General features: G+C 59.3%; 15 protein-coding genes and 3 tRNA genes. 13 read left to right on the top strand and 5 right to left on the bottom strand.

Annotation, left to right across the window (positions count from 1 at the left end):
* Positions 1–49 precede the first annotated feature (49 nt).
* The 3 genes from JL474_RS05195 to nadA all read left to right on the top strand — a co-directional run bounded on the left by JL474_RS05195 (position 50) and on the right by nadA (position 1,658).
* Positions 50–125: transfer RNA gene (locus JL474_RS05195), tRNA-Lys, on the top strand.
* 78 nt (positions 126–203) lie between these two features.
* A tRNA-Lys gene (locus JL474_RS05190) sits at positions 204–279 on the top strand.
* 317 nt (positions 280–596) lie between these two features.
* Positions 597–1,658 (top strand): quinolinate synthase NadA, encoded by a 1,062-nt coding sequence (gene nadA / locus JL474_RS05185; protein WP_203141167.1) that lies wholly within the window; start codon positions 597–599, stop codon positions 1,656–1,658.
* A gap of 67 nt (positions 1,659–1,725) precedes the next feature.
* On the opposite strand, the gene JL474_RS05180 is transcribed toward nadA, so the two are convergent.
* The gene (locus JL474_RS05180; RefSeq protein ID WP_203141166.1) at positions 1,726–3,201 is read right to left on the bottom strand and encodes a M48 family metalloprotease; all 1,476 of its coding nucleotides are present in this window, start codon (positions 3,199–3,201) and stop codon (positions 1,726–1,728) included.
* Between the two features lie 265 nt (positions 3,202–3,466).
* Between JL474_RS05180 and JL474_RS05175 the strand changes: the two genes are divergently transcribed.
* Both JL474_RS05175 and JL474_RS05170 read left to right on the top strand, forming a co-directional pair.
* Positions 3,467–3,700, top strand: a complete 234-nt coding sequence (locus JL474_RS05175) for a sulfurtransferase TusA family protein (RefSeq protein WP_123634897.1) — start codon at positions 3,467–3,469, stop codon at positions 3,698–3,700.
* A gap of 12 nt (positions 3,701–3,712) precedes the next feature.
* A complete protein-coding gene (locus tag JL474_RS05170) occupies positions 3,713–4,795 on the top strand; it encodes an AI-2E family transporter (protein ID WP_123634898.1) in 1,083 nt (360 codons plus the stop codon).
* Positions 4,796–4,839: 44 nt separating this feature from the next.
* Here the strand turns inward: JL474_RS05170 and JL474_RS05165 are convergent, their stop codons facing one another.
* Positions 4,840–5,310 (bottom strand): peroxiredoxin, encoded by a 471-nt coding sequence (locus JL474_RS05165; RefSeq protein ID WP_203141165.1) that lies wholly within the window; start codon positions 5,308–5,310, stop codon positions 4,840–4,842.
* Positions 5,311–5,441: 131 nt separating this feature from the next.
* Here JL474_RS05165 and dapA point away from each other — a divergent pair, with 131 nt between their 5' ends.
* From dapA to JL474_RS05135, 6 genes are all read left to right on the top strand, one after another.
* A complete protein-coding gene (gene dapA / locus JL474_RS05160; protein ID WP_123634900.1) occupies positions 5,442–6,317 on the top strand; it encodes a 4-hydroxy-tetrahydrodipicolinate synthase in 876 nt (291 codons plus the stop codon).
* A 53-nt stretch (positions 6,318–6,370) separates the two neighbouring features.
* Entirely contained in the window at positions 6,371–7,426 is a 1,056-nt protein-coding gene (bamC, locus tag JL474_RS05155; RefSeq protein WP_203141164.1) for an outer membrane protein assembly factor BamC, read from the top strand.
* A 55-nt stretch (positions 7,427–7,481) separates the two neighbouring features.
* Positions 7,482–8,195, top strand: a complete 714-nt coding sequence (purC, locus tag JL474_RS05150) for a phosphoribosylaminoimidazolesuccinocarboxamide synthase (RefSeq protein WP_203141163.1) — start codon at positions 7,482–7,484, stop codon at positions 8,193–8,195.
* Between the two features lie 76 nt (positions 8,196–8,271).
* Positions 8,272–9,009, top strand: a complete 738-nt coding sequence (locus tag JL474_RS05145; protein ID WP_123634903.1) for a TIGR04219 family outer membrane beta-barrel protein — start codon at positions 8,272–8,274, stop codon at positions 9,007–9,009.
* A gap of 242 nt (positions 9,010–9,251) precedes the next feature.
* Positions 9,252–10,259 (top strand): NAD-dependent epimerase, encoded by a 1,008-nt coding sequence (locus JL474_RS05140; RefSeq protein ID WP_123634904.1) that lies wholly within the window; start codon positions 9,252–9,254, stop codon positions 10,257–10,259.
* Between the two features lie 89 nt (positions 10,260–10,348).
* Positions 10,349–10,425: transfer RNA gene (locus JL474_RS05135), tRNA-Val, on the top strand.
* Positions 10,426–10,682: 257 nt separating this feature from the next.
* On the opposite strand, the gene JL474_RS05130 is transcribed toward JL474_RS05135, so the two are convergent.
* From JL474_RS05130 to JL474_RS05120, 3 genes are all read right to left on the bottom strand, one after another.
* A complete protein-coding gene (locus JL474_RS05130) occupies positions 10,683–11,618 on the bottom strand; it encodes a DMT family transporter (protein ID WP_123634905.1) in 936 nt (311 codons plus the stop codon).
* Positions 11,619–11,751: 133 nt separating this feature from the next.
* Positions 11,752–12,354, bottom strand: coding sequence for a YceI family protein (locus JL474_RS05125; protein WP_203141162.1), 603 nt, complete (start codon positions 12,352–12,354; stop codon positions 11,752–11,754).
* Positions 12,351–13,112, bottom strand: coding sequence for a CDP-alcohol phosphatidyltransferase family protein (locus tag JL474_RS05120; RefSeq protein WP_203141161.1), 762 nt, complete (start codon positions 13,110–13,112; stop codon positions 12,351–12,353). The genes JL474_RS05125 and JL474_RS05120 overlap by 4 nt, the downstream gene beginning before the upstream one ends.
* 102 nt (positions 13,113–13,214) lie before the next feature.
* Here JL474_RS05120 and JL474_RS05115 point away from each other — a divergent pair, with 102 nt between their 5' ends.
* Both JL474_RS05115 and JL474_RS05110 read left to right on the top strand, forming a co-directional pair.
* Positions 13,215–14,216: a zinc-dependent alcohol dehydrogenase gene (locus JL474_RS05115; RefSeq protein WP_203141160.1), complete on the top strand. Its 1,002-nt coding sequence runs from the start codon at positions 13,215–13,217 to the stop codon at positions 14,214–14,216.
* Positions 14,217–14,244: 28 nt separating this feature from the next.
* Positions 14,245–14,643 (top strand): 6-pyruvoyl trahydropterin synthase family protein, encoded by a 399-nt coding sequence (locus tag JL474_RS05110; protein ID WP_203141159.1) that lies wholly within the window; start codon positions 14,245–14,247, stop codon positions 14,641–14,643.
* The last annotated feature ends 3 nt before the right edge of the window (positions 14,644–14,646 follow it).

The following is a 14,646-nucleotide window of genomic DNA, read 5'->3' as shown; positions in this document are numbered from 1 at the left end:
CTGGGGCTTGCCAAGCGAAAAAAAATCCGTACCATATGCGCCTCGTTCGGGGTCGTTAGCTCAGTTGGTAGAGCAGTTGGCTTTTAACCAATTGGTCGATGGTTCGAATCCATCACGACCCACCACCTATTTGAGGGAGGCGCTTTGAAGCGGCTTCCAAGCGATAATGGCCTGATTCGTCGGGGAAAATCGCAGACCGTTTTGGGTCGTTAGCTCAGTTGGTAGAGCAGTTGGCTTTTAACCAATTGGTCGATGGTTCGAATCCATCACGACCCACCAAACAAGGCAGGCGACACTGCCACCTGAAAGGGGAGCCCAAGGCTCCCCTTTTTTATTGCCTGATGGTCGGCAATCCTTGCCTGATCATGTGGTTATGGCCGTTTCAGGTCGCCGGGCGCAAGCTCAGGTATGGGAACCGTCCGGCGACTGCCTTATCATGCAACCATGACGTTAATGTGTCGCTCCAAGGGTTGCTATAATCCCGGTTTGCCCCCATTTACAGGGCATTATCCACGGCCGGCATGGGCGATGCGGATCTGGATGGCCAAAGAGCGGTCCAAGGGACATGTCGGGCGACAGGTGAGAGAAGAGAATTCATGGTAAATGCCAAAGACAGAATCCTGGTACAGGAACATCTTGCCCATGAGGCGGAACCGCGGTCGTTGAGCGTCGACGAGAAACGTCGCCTTGAAGACGCCATCAAGGCCGAGCTGAAAGCTCGTGATGCCGTGTTGGTCGCCCACTATTACACCGACCCCGACATCCAGCGTCTGGCGGAAGAAACCGGTGGCTGTGTGGCGGATTCCCTGGAGATGGCCCGTTTCGGAAACCAGCATTCCGCGACGACAGTCGTGGTTGCCGGCGTGAAGTTCATGGGCGAAACCGCCAAGATCCTGAACCCGGAAAAGACCGTCCTGATGCCGACGCTGGAGGCCACCTGCTCGCTGGATGTGGGCTGTCCTGCCGACGAGTTCAGTGCTTACTGCGATGCGCATCCGGACCGGACCGTGGTGGTTTATGCCAATACGTCTGCTGCGGTTAAAGCACGGGCGGACTGGGTCGTCACCTCAAGTTGCGCGCAGAGCATCGTTGAACATCTGGACGCTCGTGGCGAGAAGATCCTGTGGGCGCCGGACAAGCATCTGGGCGGTTATATCGAACGCACCACCGGCGCTGATATGCTGCTTTGGGACGGCTCCTGTATCGTCCATGAAGAGTTCAAGGCCCGCGGTGTCGATGATCTCAAGGCGCTGTATCCGGATGCCGCGATTCTGGTCCACCCGGAATCACCGGAAGCGGTGGTGGAAATGGCCGACGTGGTGGGCTCCACATCCCAGCTGATTCACGCGGTGCAGACGCTTCCCAACGAGCGCTTTGTGGTCGCCACCGACAACGGCATTTTCTACAAGATGCAGCAGCTGGCGCCGAACAAGACGCTGATCGAAGCGCCTACGGCGGGTAATGGCGCCACGTGTCGCAGTTGCGCTCATTGTCCCTGGATGGCAATGAACGGCCTGGAAAACCTGCTTCATGTCCTGCAAACAGGGGATCAGGAAATTCATGTGGATGAGACGCTGCGCGAAGAGGCGTTGCGGCCCCTGCGCCGGATGCTCGATTTCACCGCCTCGATGAACCTCAAGGCGGCGGGTAACGCCTGATCGGTGTGGCTTAACCGGATGGCTGACGCGGGCTATCCGGTATTCCCTTCTTCTTTGGAATCTCTTCCTACTGCTGTGCTTCGTGCATGGCCCGGGTGATCTGCGACAGGCGTTGAGTCACAATTTCCCGGGTTGGCGTGCCGGGCGGTGCCTTGTTCTGGGCTTCGCGGAGCTGGCGTATCGCCGCTTCATGGTCGCCCATCAGCAGATAGTACTCGGCCCGGGCCCGGTGCACGCCCACAATATTGCGGGCCTGACCTTCGGCGTCGGACAGTTTCAGCCAGATATAGGCCTTGTCGGGGTAGTCGTTGGCCAACTTGCTGTAAACCTCGGCCGCTCTCTGGGCATGGTTGCCTGCGTAAAGGGAGTCGGCCAACTGATAGCGGATCGGGTAATTGCCCGGGTTGCGGTGCAGGGCATCGTCCATCAGCGAGATGGCTTCTTCGGTTTTTTTCTCCTGGGTCAGCGTTTCGGCCAGCGTGACCTGGAACGTGATGCGCCCGGGGTAGTCGTTCAGCAGGTCTTTCAGGATCTTCTCCGCACCAGCTGCGTCGTCTGCGGCCAATTTGGCCACGGCAAGTCCGTAGCGTGCAGACGGCGGGGGCAGGGTGTCCTTCTGGTCGACATACTGCTGAAAGATTTCAACGGCTTTCTCAGGCGTCTGGGCGTAATGCACCATTACCCGGGCGCGAACCAGGTGATATTCCATGGAATCCTGGTAGTTCTCGGATGGATACTGATTGGCGCGGCTGCGGGAATCCGAGATCCGGTTCTGGGTCAGGGGGTGCGTCGAGAGGTATTCCGGAACCTCGCTGCCCTGCAGGCGACTCTGGCGCATCATGATTTCGAACATTTCCGGCATGCCGTGCGGATCGAATCCGGCAGCGGCCAACATGTCGAGACCCACGCGGTCCGCCTCCCGCTCATTGGAGCGGCTGTACTGAAGCATATTCTGCACGGCCGCGGCCTGGGAGCCGGCGATCGTGGCAATGCCGACATCGGATTTGGTCACCGCGGACAGGATAATCCCGGCCAGCATGCCGGCCATGGCCAGGGGTGCGTTCTGTTCCTGACGCTCCATGCGGCGGGCGAAATGACGCTGAACCAGGTGACCCAGTTCGTGGGCCATGACCGACGCGAATTCCTGCTCGGTTTCGGCGTTCAGGAACAGGCCGCCGTTAACGCCGATAACGCCGCCGGGAACGGCAAACGCGTTGATGGCGTCGCTATCGATCACCACCATACTGAGGTTGCGGTTCTGCAGCGCGGCGTAGGGCAACAACCGGTGAACCACCGTCGACAAATAATCCAGAACCAGGGGATCCCCGATCTCCGGGGTGGAGCGGCGGATTGATTGCAGGACCTGCTGGCCTATAGCGGCTTCCTGCTGTTCGGAAATCAGGCCTCCGCCAACGCCACCCAGAGAGGGCAGGTTGCTGTCGTCGGCGTAAACGGGCGTCGCTGTCGCCAGGCAGATTGCCAATCCTGCCGTCAGCCCCAGGAGTCCCTTACGACAAAAGTGGGGGACTAACACGTGATTCATAGCGGGCCTGATATACTCCTGATGACATGATTGTTAGAGGATGTTGCAAAAGCTACTGCGCTCAGCCATGCGGCGTTGAAAATCGCCTCGTGCGCGAGTCCGATCAAGATGCTCATTTACAGCCCGTAAACTGCGCTCTTTCGTTGATTTTCGCCTTGTCTGGCTATCGCTCGCGACGCTTTTGCAACATCCTCTTTACGGTGTGCGCTTATGTTTACACGGTGGATCATGACAGATTCAAGCGACTTTGGAAGTATCCGATACTATGGCAGACCACTTTCTGGACACCAGCGGGCTTCGTTGTCCCATGCCGCTGCTCAAGACCAAGCTCCAGCTCAATAGCATGCAGCCGGGCGACAACCTGGAAGTTATCTCTACAGACCCGGGATCGGCCAAAGATATCCCGTCTTTCCTGAAATTAACCCAGCATGTTCTGGAAAAGGCAGAAGAATCCGAGGGGATCTTCCGTTTTCTGATACGCTGTGGCGATTCGCGTTAGACGGAGCGGTTGATGGTCAGAATTATCCGGGCGCTGGCCCACAAATACTTTTCGGATGATGAAGCGGTCATCCTGTTCCTGCTGTTGATTCTCGGGACGCTGGCCGTGATCTGGATGGGGGATACGCTGGCGCCAGTGATCGCCGCCGTGATCATTGCCTTTATCCTGCAAGGGCTCGTCACCAAAATGACGAATCACGGGGTGCCCAACCTGGTGGCCGTGATACTCGTCTTCCTGCTCTTTCTGGGCGTTCTGGTGGGTTTCCTGCTGGGCATGATGCCGTTGTTGTGGTCGCAGTTGACGTCGCTGGCTGGCGAAACGCCGCGCATGTTCCGGGAAATGCAGGCCTATCTGGAGCTGCTGCCCCAGGAGTACCCGCATCTGGTGTCGATGGCACAGATCAACAACCTGTATCAGCAGGCCACCAGTGAGGCCGCCAACTTCACCCAGTGGTTGGTCTCGTTTTCCCTGTCGAGCATTCCCGACGTCATGGCGATCCTCATCTACCTGGTCCTGCTGCCGATCCTGGTGTTCTTCTTCCTGAAGGATCGCGACCTCCTGGTGCGGGCCCTGGCGTCGACCCTGCCGCAGCAGCGCCCGATGATGCGCCGCATCTGGGCCGAGGTGAACCAGCAATGCGCCAATTACGTGCGAGGCAAGGCCCTCGAAATCGTCATCGTTGGTGGCGCGACCTTTGTGGCGTTCCGGTTGATGGGGTTGCCCTATGCGGCCTTGCTGTCCCTGCTGGTGGGCCTGTCGGTCGTCATCCCCTATATCGGGGCAGCGGTGGTGACCGTGCCGGTGGCCATGATCGGCCTGTTTGCCTTTGGCTGGAGCAGCGAGTTCATCTGGCTGATGGTAGTTTACGGCATCATCCAGGCGCTGGACGGTAACGTACTGGTGCCGGTCCTTTTCTCCGAGGTGAACAATCTTCACCCGGTCGTGATCATCATCGCGGTGCTGTTCTTTGGCGGTATCTGGGGGTTGTGGGGCGTGTTCTTCGCGATTCCGCTGGCCACCATGCTGAAGGCCATTTTCGCAGCGTGGCCGGTGCATTATTCGTTGCCGCCCGAGGATAAGCGGGCTGCCGAGTAGTCCGGGATACTGACGGCAGGCGTGGCCTGCCGTCAGCTCAGGGCTTAAAGGCCCTGTGCGGCTTCCAGGACCTCTTCAACGTGTCCTTTCACCTTCACTTTGCGCCATTCCTGGCGCAGCACGCCTTCCTTGTCGATCAGGAACGTGCTGCGTTCCACGCCCAGGCTTTCCTTGCCGTACATCTTCTTGAGCTTGATAACGTCAAACAGCTTGCACACGGTTTCTTCCTTGTCGGACAGCAGTTCGAAGGGGAACGACTGCTTGGCCTTGAAGTTCTCGTGTGACTTGATGCCGTCTCGGGAGACCCCGAAGATCACCGTGTCCGCCTTCTCGAAAGCGTCATGATGGTCGCGGAAATCGCCGCCTTCGGTGGTGCAACCCGGGGTGCTGTCCTTCGGGTAGAAGTAAATGACAACGTTTTTCTTGCCGCGAAAATCAGACAGGCTGATGTCCTGCTCGCCGGTGGCCGGCAGGGTGAAATCCGGAACCGGTTGGTTCAATTCTACGGTGCTCATGGCATCTCCTTGCTGTGAAATGAATGGTTCAATGGGTTCTACGATGAAAAGTCTGTCAGGCGGTCATATAGAATGGTTGTTTCGGTTGTCAGCCGCAATTACCATTACCGTTTTACGCGAACGGAGTCATTATGATCACTGGTAGCCTCGTCGCCCTGGCCACCCCCATGCACCCCGATGGAGAGATTCATTGGGAAGAGCTGGATCGCCTGGTCGATTTCCACCTGGACAATGGCACCCACGGGATCGTTGCCGTCGGCACGACCGGTGAGGCGTCCACCCTCGATCCGGATGAGCATTGTCGTGTTATCGGCCATATTATCAAACGGGTGAATGGTCGCATTGCAGTGATTGCCGGCACCGGTGGTAACTCCACGCGGGAAGCGATCGAACTGACGGCCGAGGCTCACAAATTGGGCGCTGACGCCTGCCTGCTCGTTGTGCCGTACTACAACAAGCCGACCCAGGAAGGGCTTTATCGTCATTTCCGGACCATTGCCGAAGCCGTACCGGTCGATCAGATCCTCTATAACGTACCGGGCCGGACCTCCTGCGACATGATGAACGAGACGGTCGAGCGCCTCGCCGATATCCCTAACATCGTGGGTATCAAGGACGCGACCGGTAATATTCCGCGTGGTGAGGAACTCATCCAGCGGGTTGAGGGTCGTATGGTGGTCTATTCCGGTGACGACGCGACCGCAGCCGACCTGATGTTGGCCGGCGGCAAGGGCAACATCTCTGTGACCGCCAACGTGGCGCCACGGGGCATGGCTGACCTGTGTGAAGCGGCCATTGCCGGGGACCGGGACCGGGTGGCCCAAATCAACGAGAAGCTGATGCCGCTGCATCGCAAGCTCTTCCTCGAAGCCAACCCGATTCCTGTTAAGTGGGCTCTGCATCGCATGGGCCTGATCAGCGAAGGCATCCGTTTGCCGCTGACCCCCCTTGATCCGAAATTCCATTCAGAGGTCGAGGAGGCGCTGACCAGCGCAGGTGTCCTTTGAATCAATCCAAACAGGTGGGGGCGGGCCGAGGCGGCTCGTCCCGGAGTCGTTTGATGCGTTCTGAAACCCGACCGGCCCGCCTGATGGCGGGCGCCTTGATGCTGGGCCTGCTGTCAGGTTGCGGCATTATTCATGACCGCTCCAATGAATACCGCGACGCGCCAACCGGCAAAGGCGTCAAAGTGCCAGACTGGCAAACCCGCGAGCACATCCAGCCGGCCTATCCCATCCGCGAGACCCAGACGGGTGATCAGGTGGCGACCGGTGAGTTTGAAATCCCCAATCCGCCGGATATGACGTCCGAAATCCTTGACCAGAACTACGTGATCGAGGAGCTCAACGGGCAAATATGGCTGCTGGTCAACGAAGTCCCCGGACGGGTGTGGCCGATGGTGTCGTCCTACCTGACCGACAGAGGACTCGGTGTGGCGCGGGATAACCCGCAGATTGGCCTGCTGCAGACGGAAGTGGCGGATTTCAGTTCCCGGGCCCGCAACCTGCTGGATATCACCAATGAGAATCCTGAAAAGCTGACGGTGGTGCAGTCGCGGATTTCCCCGGGGGTCCGTCGCAAGACCACCGAGATCCAGTTCCGCGTGAGCAAGGTCGACGGTCGTCCGGACGGCATGCTGCAGTGGCCATCGGAAACCTCCGATGCCAAAGAAGAGCGGACGCTGCTGTCTGACCTGGGCGATTTCCTCAAACAGCGGGAAGACACCAAGTCCTACTCCCGCGCAGCGCTCAATATTCCCAGCGCACCGAAAGTGAAGATGGTCGCCGGCCAGAGCAGCGATCCCCACATCGAGATGGACTTGAGTTTCGATCGGGCCTGGTCTGAAGTGACCCGCTCGCTGTCCGAGGCGCAGGTTCCGGTAGTCGATATCGACCGCAGTGCCGGTCAGTTCTATGTGGATTTCCGCACGGAAGAAGAGCGGGAGTCGGGCTGGTTCAACTGGTTTGCAGATCCCGATAAACCGGAGTACACCTATCTTGTCAGCATCCGCAAGGAAGGCGACGTGGTGAACCTGAGAACGAAAACCGCACCGGATTACAGCGGCGACGATCGTTCAGCCCGCTTGTTGTCGACCCTGTTCGAGCATCTCTATTAATCGTTAAAATCTATCCGGCGGCTCCCAGGGCCGCCGCGCACACCGGAGAAAGAAAATGGAAAAGCGCGAAGCGCTCTATTCAGGTAAAGCCAAGTCGGTCTACCGCACCGACGATCCCGACCGCTTCGTACTGCTGTTTCGCGACGACACCTCGGCTTTCGATGGTGAGAAGAAGGAACAGCTGGCCCGCAAGGGGATGGTCAACAACCGTTTCAACGCCTTCATTATGGAGAAGCTGGAAGCGGCCGGCATCCCGACGCATTTCGAGAAAGTCCTGTCTCCGGTGGAATCGCTCGTGAAGAAGCTGGACATGTTTCCGGTCGAATGTGTCGTCCGGAACTACGCCGCCGGCAGCCTGTGCCGTCGTCTTGGTGTCGAGGAAGGGCAGGCCCTGCAGCCGCCGACCTTCGAACTGTTCCTGAAGGACGACGCGCTGCACGATCCAATGATCAACGAATCACTGGCGGAAACCTTCGGCTGGGCCGGCGCAGACGATCTGGCGCAAATGAAAACGCTGACCTACAAGGTCAACGACGTGCTCAAGGAACTGTTCGACGATGCCGGCATGCTGTTGGTGGACTACAAGCTGGAATTTGGCCGCTCCGACGGTCAGATTGTCCTGGGTGACGAGTTCAGCCCCGACGGCTGTCGGATCTGGGACAAGGACACCCGCAAGAAGATGGACAAAGACCGCTTCCGTCAGGGCCTGGGTGAAGTGATTGAGGCCTACGAGGAAGTGGGTCGTCGGCTGGGTATCCAGTTCGACTGAAGACCCTGAGTAGTCGCCCGGTATCGGCAGCCGGGCCTGATCCACCGACAACACATCAAGAACAGGAAGGTGACACATGCGCAAAACCGCCATCGTACTACTGGGCGGCCTGGGCTGCTTTAGCTCCGTGGCTGCGGCTGATGTGGTGGGTGTGGGTGCCCAGGTCAGCTACTGGGACTCCGACCTGACCGGTACCGCCAGCCAGAACAGTGACGAAGTTGACGTCGACGACGATCTGAATCTGGACAGCGACGACAATGTCAATCTGACCGCGGTTTTCGAACACCCGATTCCCGTGCTTCCCAACATTCGAGTGAATTACACCGCGATCAAACAGAGCGGTAACGGCAATGTCGGGGTCGATGGCTTTGGTGATCTGCTTCCCGGCGTACCGGTTCATTCCGAGCTGGACATCGACCAGCTTGACTTGACGATGTATTACGAGCTTCTGGATAACTGGGTCAACCTGGATGCGGGCCTGACCGTGCGCAAGCTTGATGGCGACCTGAAGGTTGAACAGCGCACGGTGGCCGGCAACGCGACGCGCACCAAGATCGACGCTGTCGTTCCCATGCTGTATGCGGCCGCCCGTTTTGATCTTCCGCTGACCGGTTTGTCCGTCGGTGTTGAGGGTAACGGCGTCAGCTATGGCGGCGACTCGCTGCTCGACGGCTCGGCCTACGCGCAATACGACCTGTCCGTGCTGCGCCTGCAGGCCGGGTATCGTAAAATGAGCATCGACTATGAAGATGGCGATGACGCCATGGACGTGGATCTGGGTGGACCGTTCATCAGCGCCGGCCTGGATTTCTGAACAGCGCCTGAATTCGGCATTAAAAGAGCGCCATCTGGCGCTCTTTTTTTATGGGTATGGTTAGAATAGGCTTTATAACAGGCTGACCTGATCGGAGCCGACCACGCCCAGTTGATTCGTCGAGCTGTAGGCGAGGTACCGACAGGGTTCTGATTATGCGGACAGGGATGTGTCGAACGTCGCCACGTGCCTGACTCCCGCCATCCCATCCATGTTTTCCGATTACCGACAGGGAGATTAACTTGAAGATTCTGGTCACCGGCACGGCAGGTTTTATTGGTTCGCACCTGGCTCACCGCCTCCTGGACCGAGGCGATGAAGTCATCGGCGTGGATAACGTGAATGACTATTACGACGTCAGCCTGAAAGAAGCACGCCTGGAACGCCTGACATGCCGCGAGGGTTTTACCGAAGTTCGCAAGGACGTTGCCGACCGGGAAGCCATGGAAGCCGTCTTCCGGGACTACCAGCCGGAGCGAGTTGTCCACCTGGCGGCCCAGGCGGGTGTGCGTTACTCCCTGGAAAACCCGCACGCCTACGTCGATGCCAACCTGGTGGGCTTCATGAACATTCTGGAGGGTTGCCGGCATAACGACGTGAAGCATCTGGTCTACGCCTCCAGCAGCTCCGTCTACGGCGCCAACGAGACCATGCCGTTCTCCGTCCACGATAACGTGGACCACCCGTTGAGCCTGTACGCGGCCTCCAAGAAAGCCAACGAGTTGATGGCACACACCTACAGTCATCTGTACCGTCTGCCGACCACCGGACTGCGTTTCTTTACCGTCTATGGTCCCTGGGGCCGGCCGGACATGGCGTTGTTCATCTTCACCCGCAAGATCCTCGCCGGTGAGCCCATCGATGTGTTCAATCACGGCCACCACAAGCGTGACTTCACCTACATCGACGACATCGTCGAAGGCGTCGTCCGAACCCTGGACAACGTGGCGGAACCGAACGACGAGTGGAGCGGTGCCAACCCGGATCCCGGCACCAGCAACGCGCCTTATCGGATCTACAACATCGGCAGCAACAACCCGGTGGAGTTGAGCCGGTTTATCGAGATCATCGAAGAGCGGATTGGCCGCAAGGCGGAGAAGAATCTGCTGCCAATGCAGCCGGGTGATGTGCCGGCCACCTACGCCGATGTTCAGGCCTTGATCGACGACGTGGGCTATAAGCCGGACACGCCGGTAGAAGAGGGGATCGCGCGTTTTGTGGACTGGTATCGGTCGTTCTACGGGGTGTAAAAACGACCGGCCATATTTTTTGCCGGCCGGGTTCAAAAAACCAGTTGACCCCCGGGGAGCGGATCAGTATAGTTCGTCCCCGTTGACGGAGGACCATAGCTCAGTTGGTTAGAGCGCTACCTTGACATGGTAGAGGTCGGCAGTTCGAATCTGCCTGGTCCTACCAACGAATTCCGTTACGAAAGAGCCGCTTAGGATGATGTCCAAGCGGCTTTTTTGTTTTCTGGAATCCGCTTTCCAGATATTTTTCAGAAACAAGACGATAGGCTTAATTGCCGAGTGGCATGGTTAATGATGCCAGGCAGCCCTGCAGGCTGCTCCGAAGCTGAAGCATCGGCTACATTGGTGCGTTATCTCGGGAGTATGTAGCAGATGCTTCAGCTTCTGAGGCGCCGCCAGGCGCCCGGGTGACGCCTTCCTAACTCATCGCCTTAGAATCAACTTCCTCACCGCACTCCACCGATTGATCAGCAACGCCCCGAAAATCAGCGAGCATCCGGCCGCCTGCATGCCAGACATGATCTCGCCGAACCAACCCGCCGCGAAGATAGCGACCCAGACCGGTTCCAGAACCATGATCACGACCCCATGACTGTTGATCGACAGACTCTGCGCATAAGTCTGAACGAAGAAACGCCCCGCCGTGCCAAGGATGGCCGAGAGGCCGACCCAGACCAGGATCATCGGATTGAAATGATGGACCGTGGGTAGCCAGGACTCACGGATCGCGGACAGACTCAGGGTGACCGCGCCGACCGTCACCAGGGCGATGGCGGTCAGGGCCAGGGCGGGCACGCGTTCCTTGCGACGTTCACCGCCGGTTCTGCGCTGCACGATGCGGGTGTTCGCGGCACGGGTGTTGAGCGTGAAATAAAGTGCAAAGATCAGGGCCGCCAGGACAAACAGCACCTGGCCCGGCTCCGGACGGAAACCGTTACGCAGGGACAGCAACGCCAGCCCGGAAATCGCGACGGGCAGGGCGACCCAGGTGGACATCGGTTGCGCTTCCCGGAACACGACCCGCGCGATCACCGGCACAAAGACGACGCCGAGGCTGGTGAGGAAGGCGCCTTCGCCCACGTTTTCCGTGAGAAACAGGCCACTGATCCAGCAGCTCATGGCAACACCAAACACCAGCCCGACGCCCACGGCACGCCGAAGCTGCTCCAACGACAAACGGGCGATCTGACGGTGGCCGGCGATACAGAGAATGGCGCCGGCCAGTAGAAAGCGGCAGGCCATGAACAGCAACGGCGGCATCAGCAGGACCGCCTCTTTCGAGAAAATCCAGCCGATTCCAGCGAGCAGGGTAACCAGGACAAGCAGGAGATCGGCTTTTCTGGCGTCAGTAAGGTTCATTCAGTGAAACAGCCGAGTGGGTTATTGAAACGCCGCGCAGTGTATCACGGCGCTTCTCACCACACGCTATCGGAAAGGCTGGCCTGTGGGCAGCGCCGATCGGTCGTCGCCCACAGGCGAGGAATGCGCCGGGTCAGAACAGTCCGCTGTCGTCGTAGGCTTCGAACTCGAACCGTAACCGGACGTCATCACCGACCATCAGGGGATTCAGGCCGTAGTCCATGCCCCACTGGCTTCGCTGCAACGTGGTGGTCGCCGAGAAGCCCAGGGTGAACTTCTCGTGGCCGAATGGATAGACCCCGGCCTTGTTCAGCGTTAAATCCAGCGCGACCGGGCGCGTCTGTCCCAGCAGCGTCAGGTTGCCATGCAAGACACCGGTGGTGGCTGTCTTCTTCTCGAACCGCGTGACCTGGAAGGTGATGTCCGGGTATTTCCGGCAATTGAGAAAGTCAGCTTTGCACAGGTGCTCGTCCCGCTCCTTGTGGTTGGTAAAGACGCTCTTGCTCTTGATCACCACCTTGCCTTGCGTCAGTTCGCCGGTGTCCTTGTCATAGGTAAACCCGCCGTTGGCTTCCCGAAAGAAACCGAGGACGTCGTCGAAGCCCAGATGATTGACGGCAAACAGCACGGAAAAGTGGTCCGGGTCGATTTTGTACTTGATGGGCTCGGCTGCAGCCGATGTGTTGAACAGCCCGAAGCAAAGCAGGGCCGCGAATAGATGTCTCACAGGTGTCATCGGGACGTCTCCTTGGCATCGCGGTGAGCAAGCAGCCAGATACTGTCTCGGCCGAAGGAATAGACAAGCAGGGTGAGGGCAATGGTCAGCAGACCCACTGCCCAGCCTTGGGACACCCAGGGCAGCAGGCAGACCATGAGCGTGACCAATTGCCAGACGCAGACGGTCTTGCGAAGGCGACTCTCGGGCAGCGGCGCGCGGAGTCCAGGGCTCAGTCCACCGGCAAGGACGAACAGGTAGCGCATCAGGCCGATGGTCAGAACCCAGGGGCCGACTTTGCCCTGTGTGATCAGCAGCGCGCAGAGCACCAGCATCAACGCCGCGTCCAGCTCCATATCGAAGCGGGCACCGAAAGCCGAGGCGCTCTGGGTGCGGCGTGCCGTGGCGCCGTCGACACCGTCCATGATCAGGGCGATCAGGCTGATCCAGGCGATGATCCAGGCGTGCTGGGCAGCATAGTGCGAGAACGGTATAAAGGCCGCCGCAATGCAGACCAGCGTGCCTCGACTGAGGGTCACCCAATTGGCGGGTCCGAGGGTGCTGTCGTCCGGCGGGCGTTGTCCGGATGGCGTCCTGGACCAGCAGATTCCAACCGTCGTGACCAGCACCAGGCCCGTCAGAAACGCCGACGCCAGATAGAGGCTCGGCAGGCTCAGAGCGTGACCCAGCAGTCCGGCCACCAGCATAACGGTGAACAGTGCGGCACCCAGTTCGGCGGTCACGCGCCACCGCACCCGGGCAGCGAGCTGATGGGACATATCGGGGCCCTCGTTCGCGTTGGATGACGGAATCCATCCCTTGCATCTCAACACAGTTTACGCCTTTATGAGCGGGGTGGATTGACGTTAAGGATACATCCTATGGCAGAAACAGGGGCACGACCGGATTACCAGGGCAGGGCATTCTGGGTCACCGGATACCGGCGGGGTGAATTGCGGCCGGTGCAGGTCTCCCGTCAGCAGTTGGCCGAAAACGGTGACGTGATTGTCGAGACGCTCTACAGCGGCATCAGCCGGGGAACGGAAAGCCTGGTTTTCCACGGCCGGGTGCCTGAGTCCGAACACGCGCGAATGCGCTGCCCGTTCCAGGAAGGGGACTTTCCTTTTCCGGTCAAATACGGCTACGCCAACGTCGGACGTGTGCTGGAAGGCCCGTCTTCCCTGAAGAACCGTGTGGTTTTTTCGCTGTTTCCTCACCAGACCTGTTTCCGCGTTCCCGAATCCGCGGTGGTGCCACTGCCGGACGCGCTGCCGCCGGAGCGAGCCGTCCTTGCCGCCAACATGGAAACGGCCGTCAATGCACTTTGGGATGCGACGCCGCGAGTCGGCGACCGGGTGGCGGTCATTGGGTGCGGCGTTGTCGGTTGCCTGGTGGCGTGGATGGCCCAGCGCATCCCGGGGACCCGCGTATTGGCCATCGACCCGGATCCGGATAAGGCACCAATCCTGGAACAACTGGGTGTAAGCTGGCGCGCCGAGAGCGATGGGCGTGATGATTATGACCTGGTGATCCACGCCAGCGGCCATCCCGAGGGTCTTGAAACTGCGCTCGATCTGGCCGGCGTCGAAGCGCGTATTGTGGAAATGAGCTGGTACGGTGATCGGCCGGTGCCGCTGAGCTTGGGCGGCGCCTTCCATTCGCGGCGGCTCTCGCTGATCGCCAGCCAGGTTGGCAGAATAGCGCCGGCGCAAAGCGCTCGCTGGAGTTACCGGGAACGCATGGCGCTGGCGCTGAGACTTCTGCAGGCGCCGGAACTCGATGCGTTGATTCATTCGGAGTGCCGTCTAACGGACCTGCCGTCAGCCATGGCGTCCGTGACGGCACCGGACAGCGGCGTGCTGTGCCACCGGGTGATCTATTGATGGATGAATGGATGAAAGGAACCTGCCTATGTTCAGCCTGACCGTTCGTGATCACATGATGATCGCGCACAGTTTCCGATCGCCACGTTTCGGGCCGGCCCAGGCCCTGCACGGGGCGACGTATGTTGTGGACGTCACCTTCTATCGCGACGAACTGGATGCGGACGACCTGGTGGTGGACATCGGGTTGGCCGGCGAGCAACTGCGCGAGGTCGTTGCCGAATTCAATCTGGGTAACCTGGACGACCACGAGGAATTCAGCGGACACAACACCACCACAGAATTCATGGCCCGAGTGGTCCACCAACGTCTGGCGGCGCGCATTCGATCCGGTGCGCTGGGGGCCGAAGCCCAGGGGCTGAAACGACTCAAGGTGACGCTGGGCGAATCCCATGTGGCCTGGGCCAGCTATGAACAGGACCTCTGATTC

This window comes from Marinobacter mangrovi (assembly GCF_016798325.1).
GTDB classification, from domain to species: Bacteria; Pseudomonadota; Gammaproteobacteria; order Pseudomonadales; family Oleiphilaceae; genus Marinobacter_A; species Marinobacter_A mangrovi.
The sequence above is the reverse complement of the archived record's forward strand: the minus strand, read 5'-3'. Positions and strand labels throughout refer to the sequence as shown.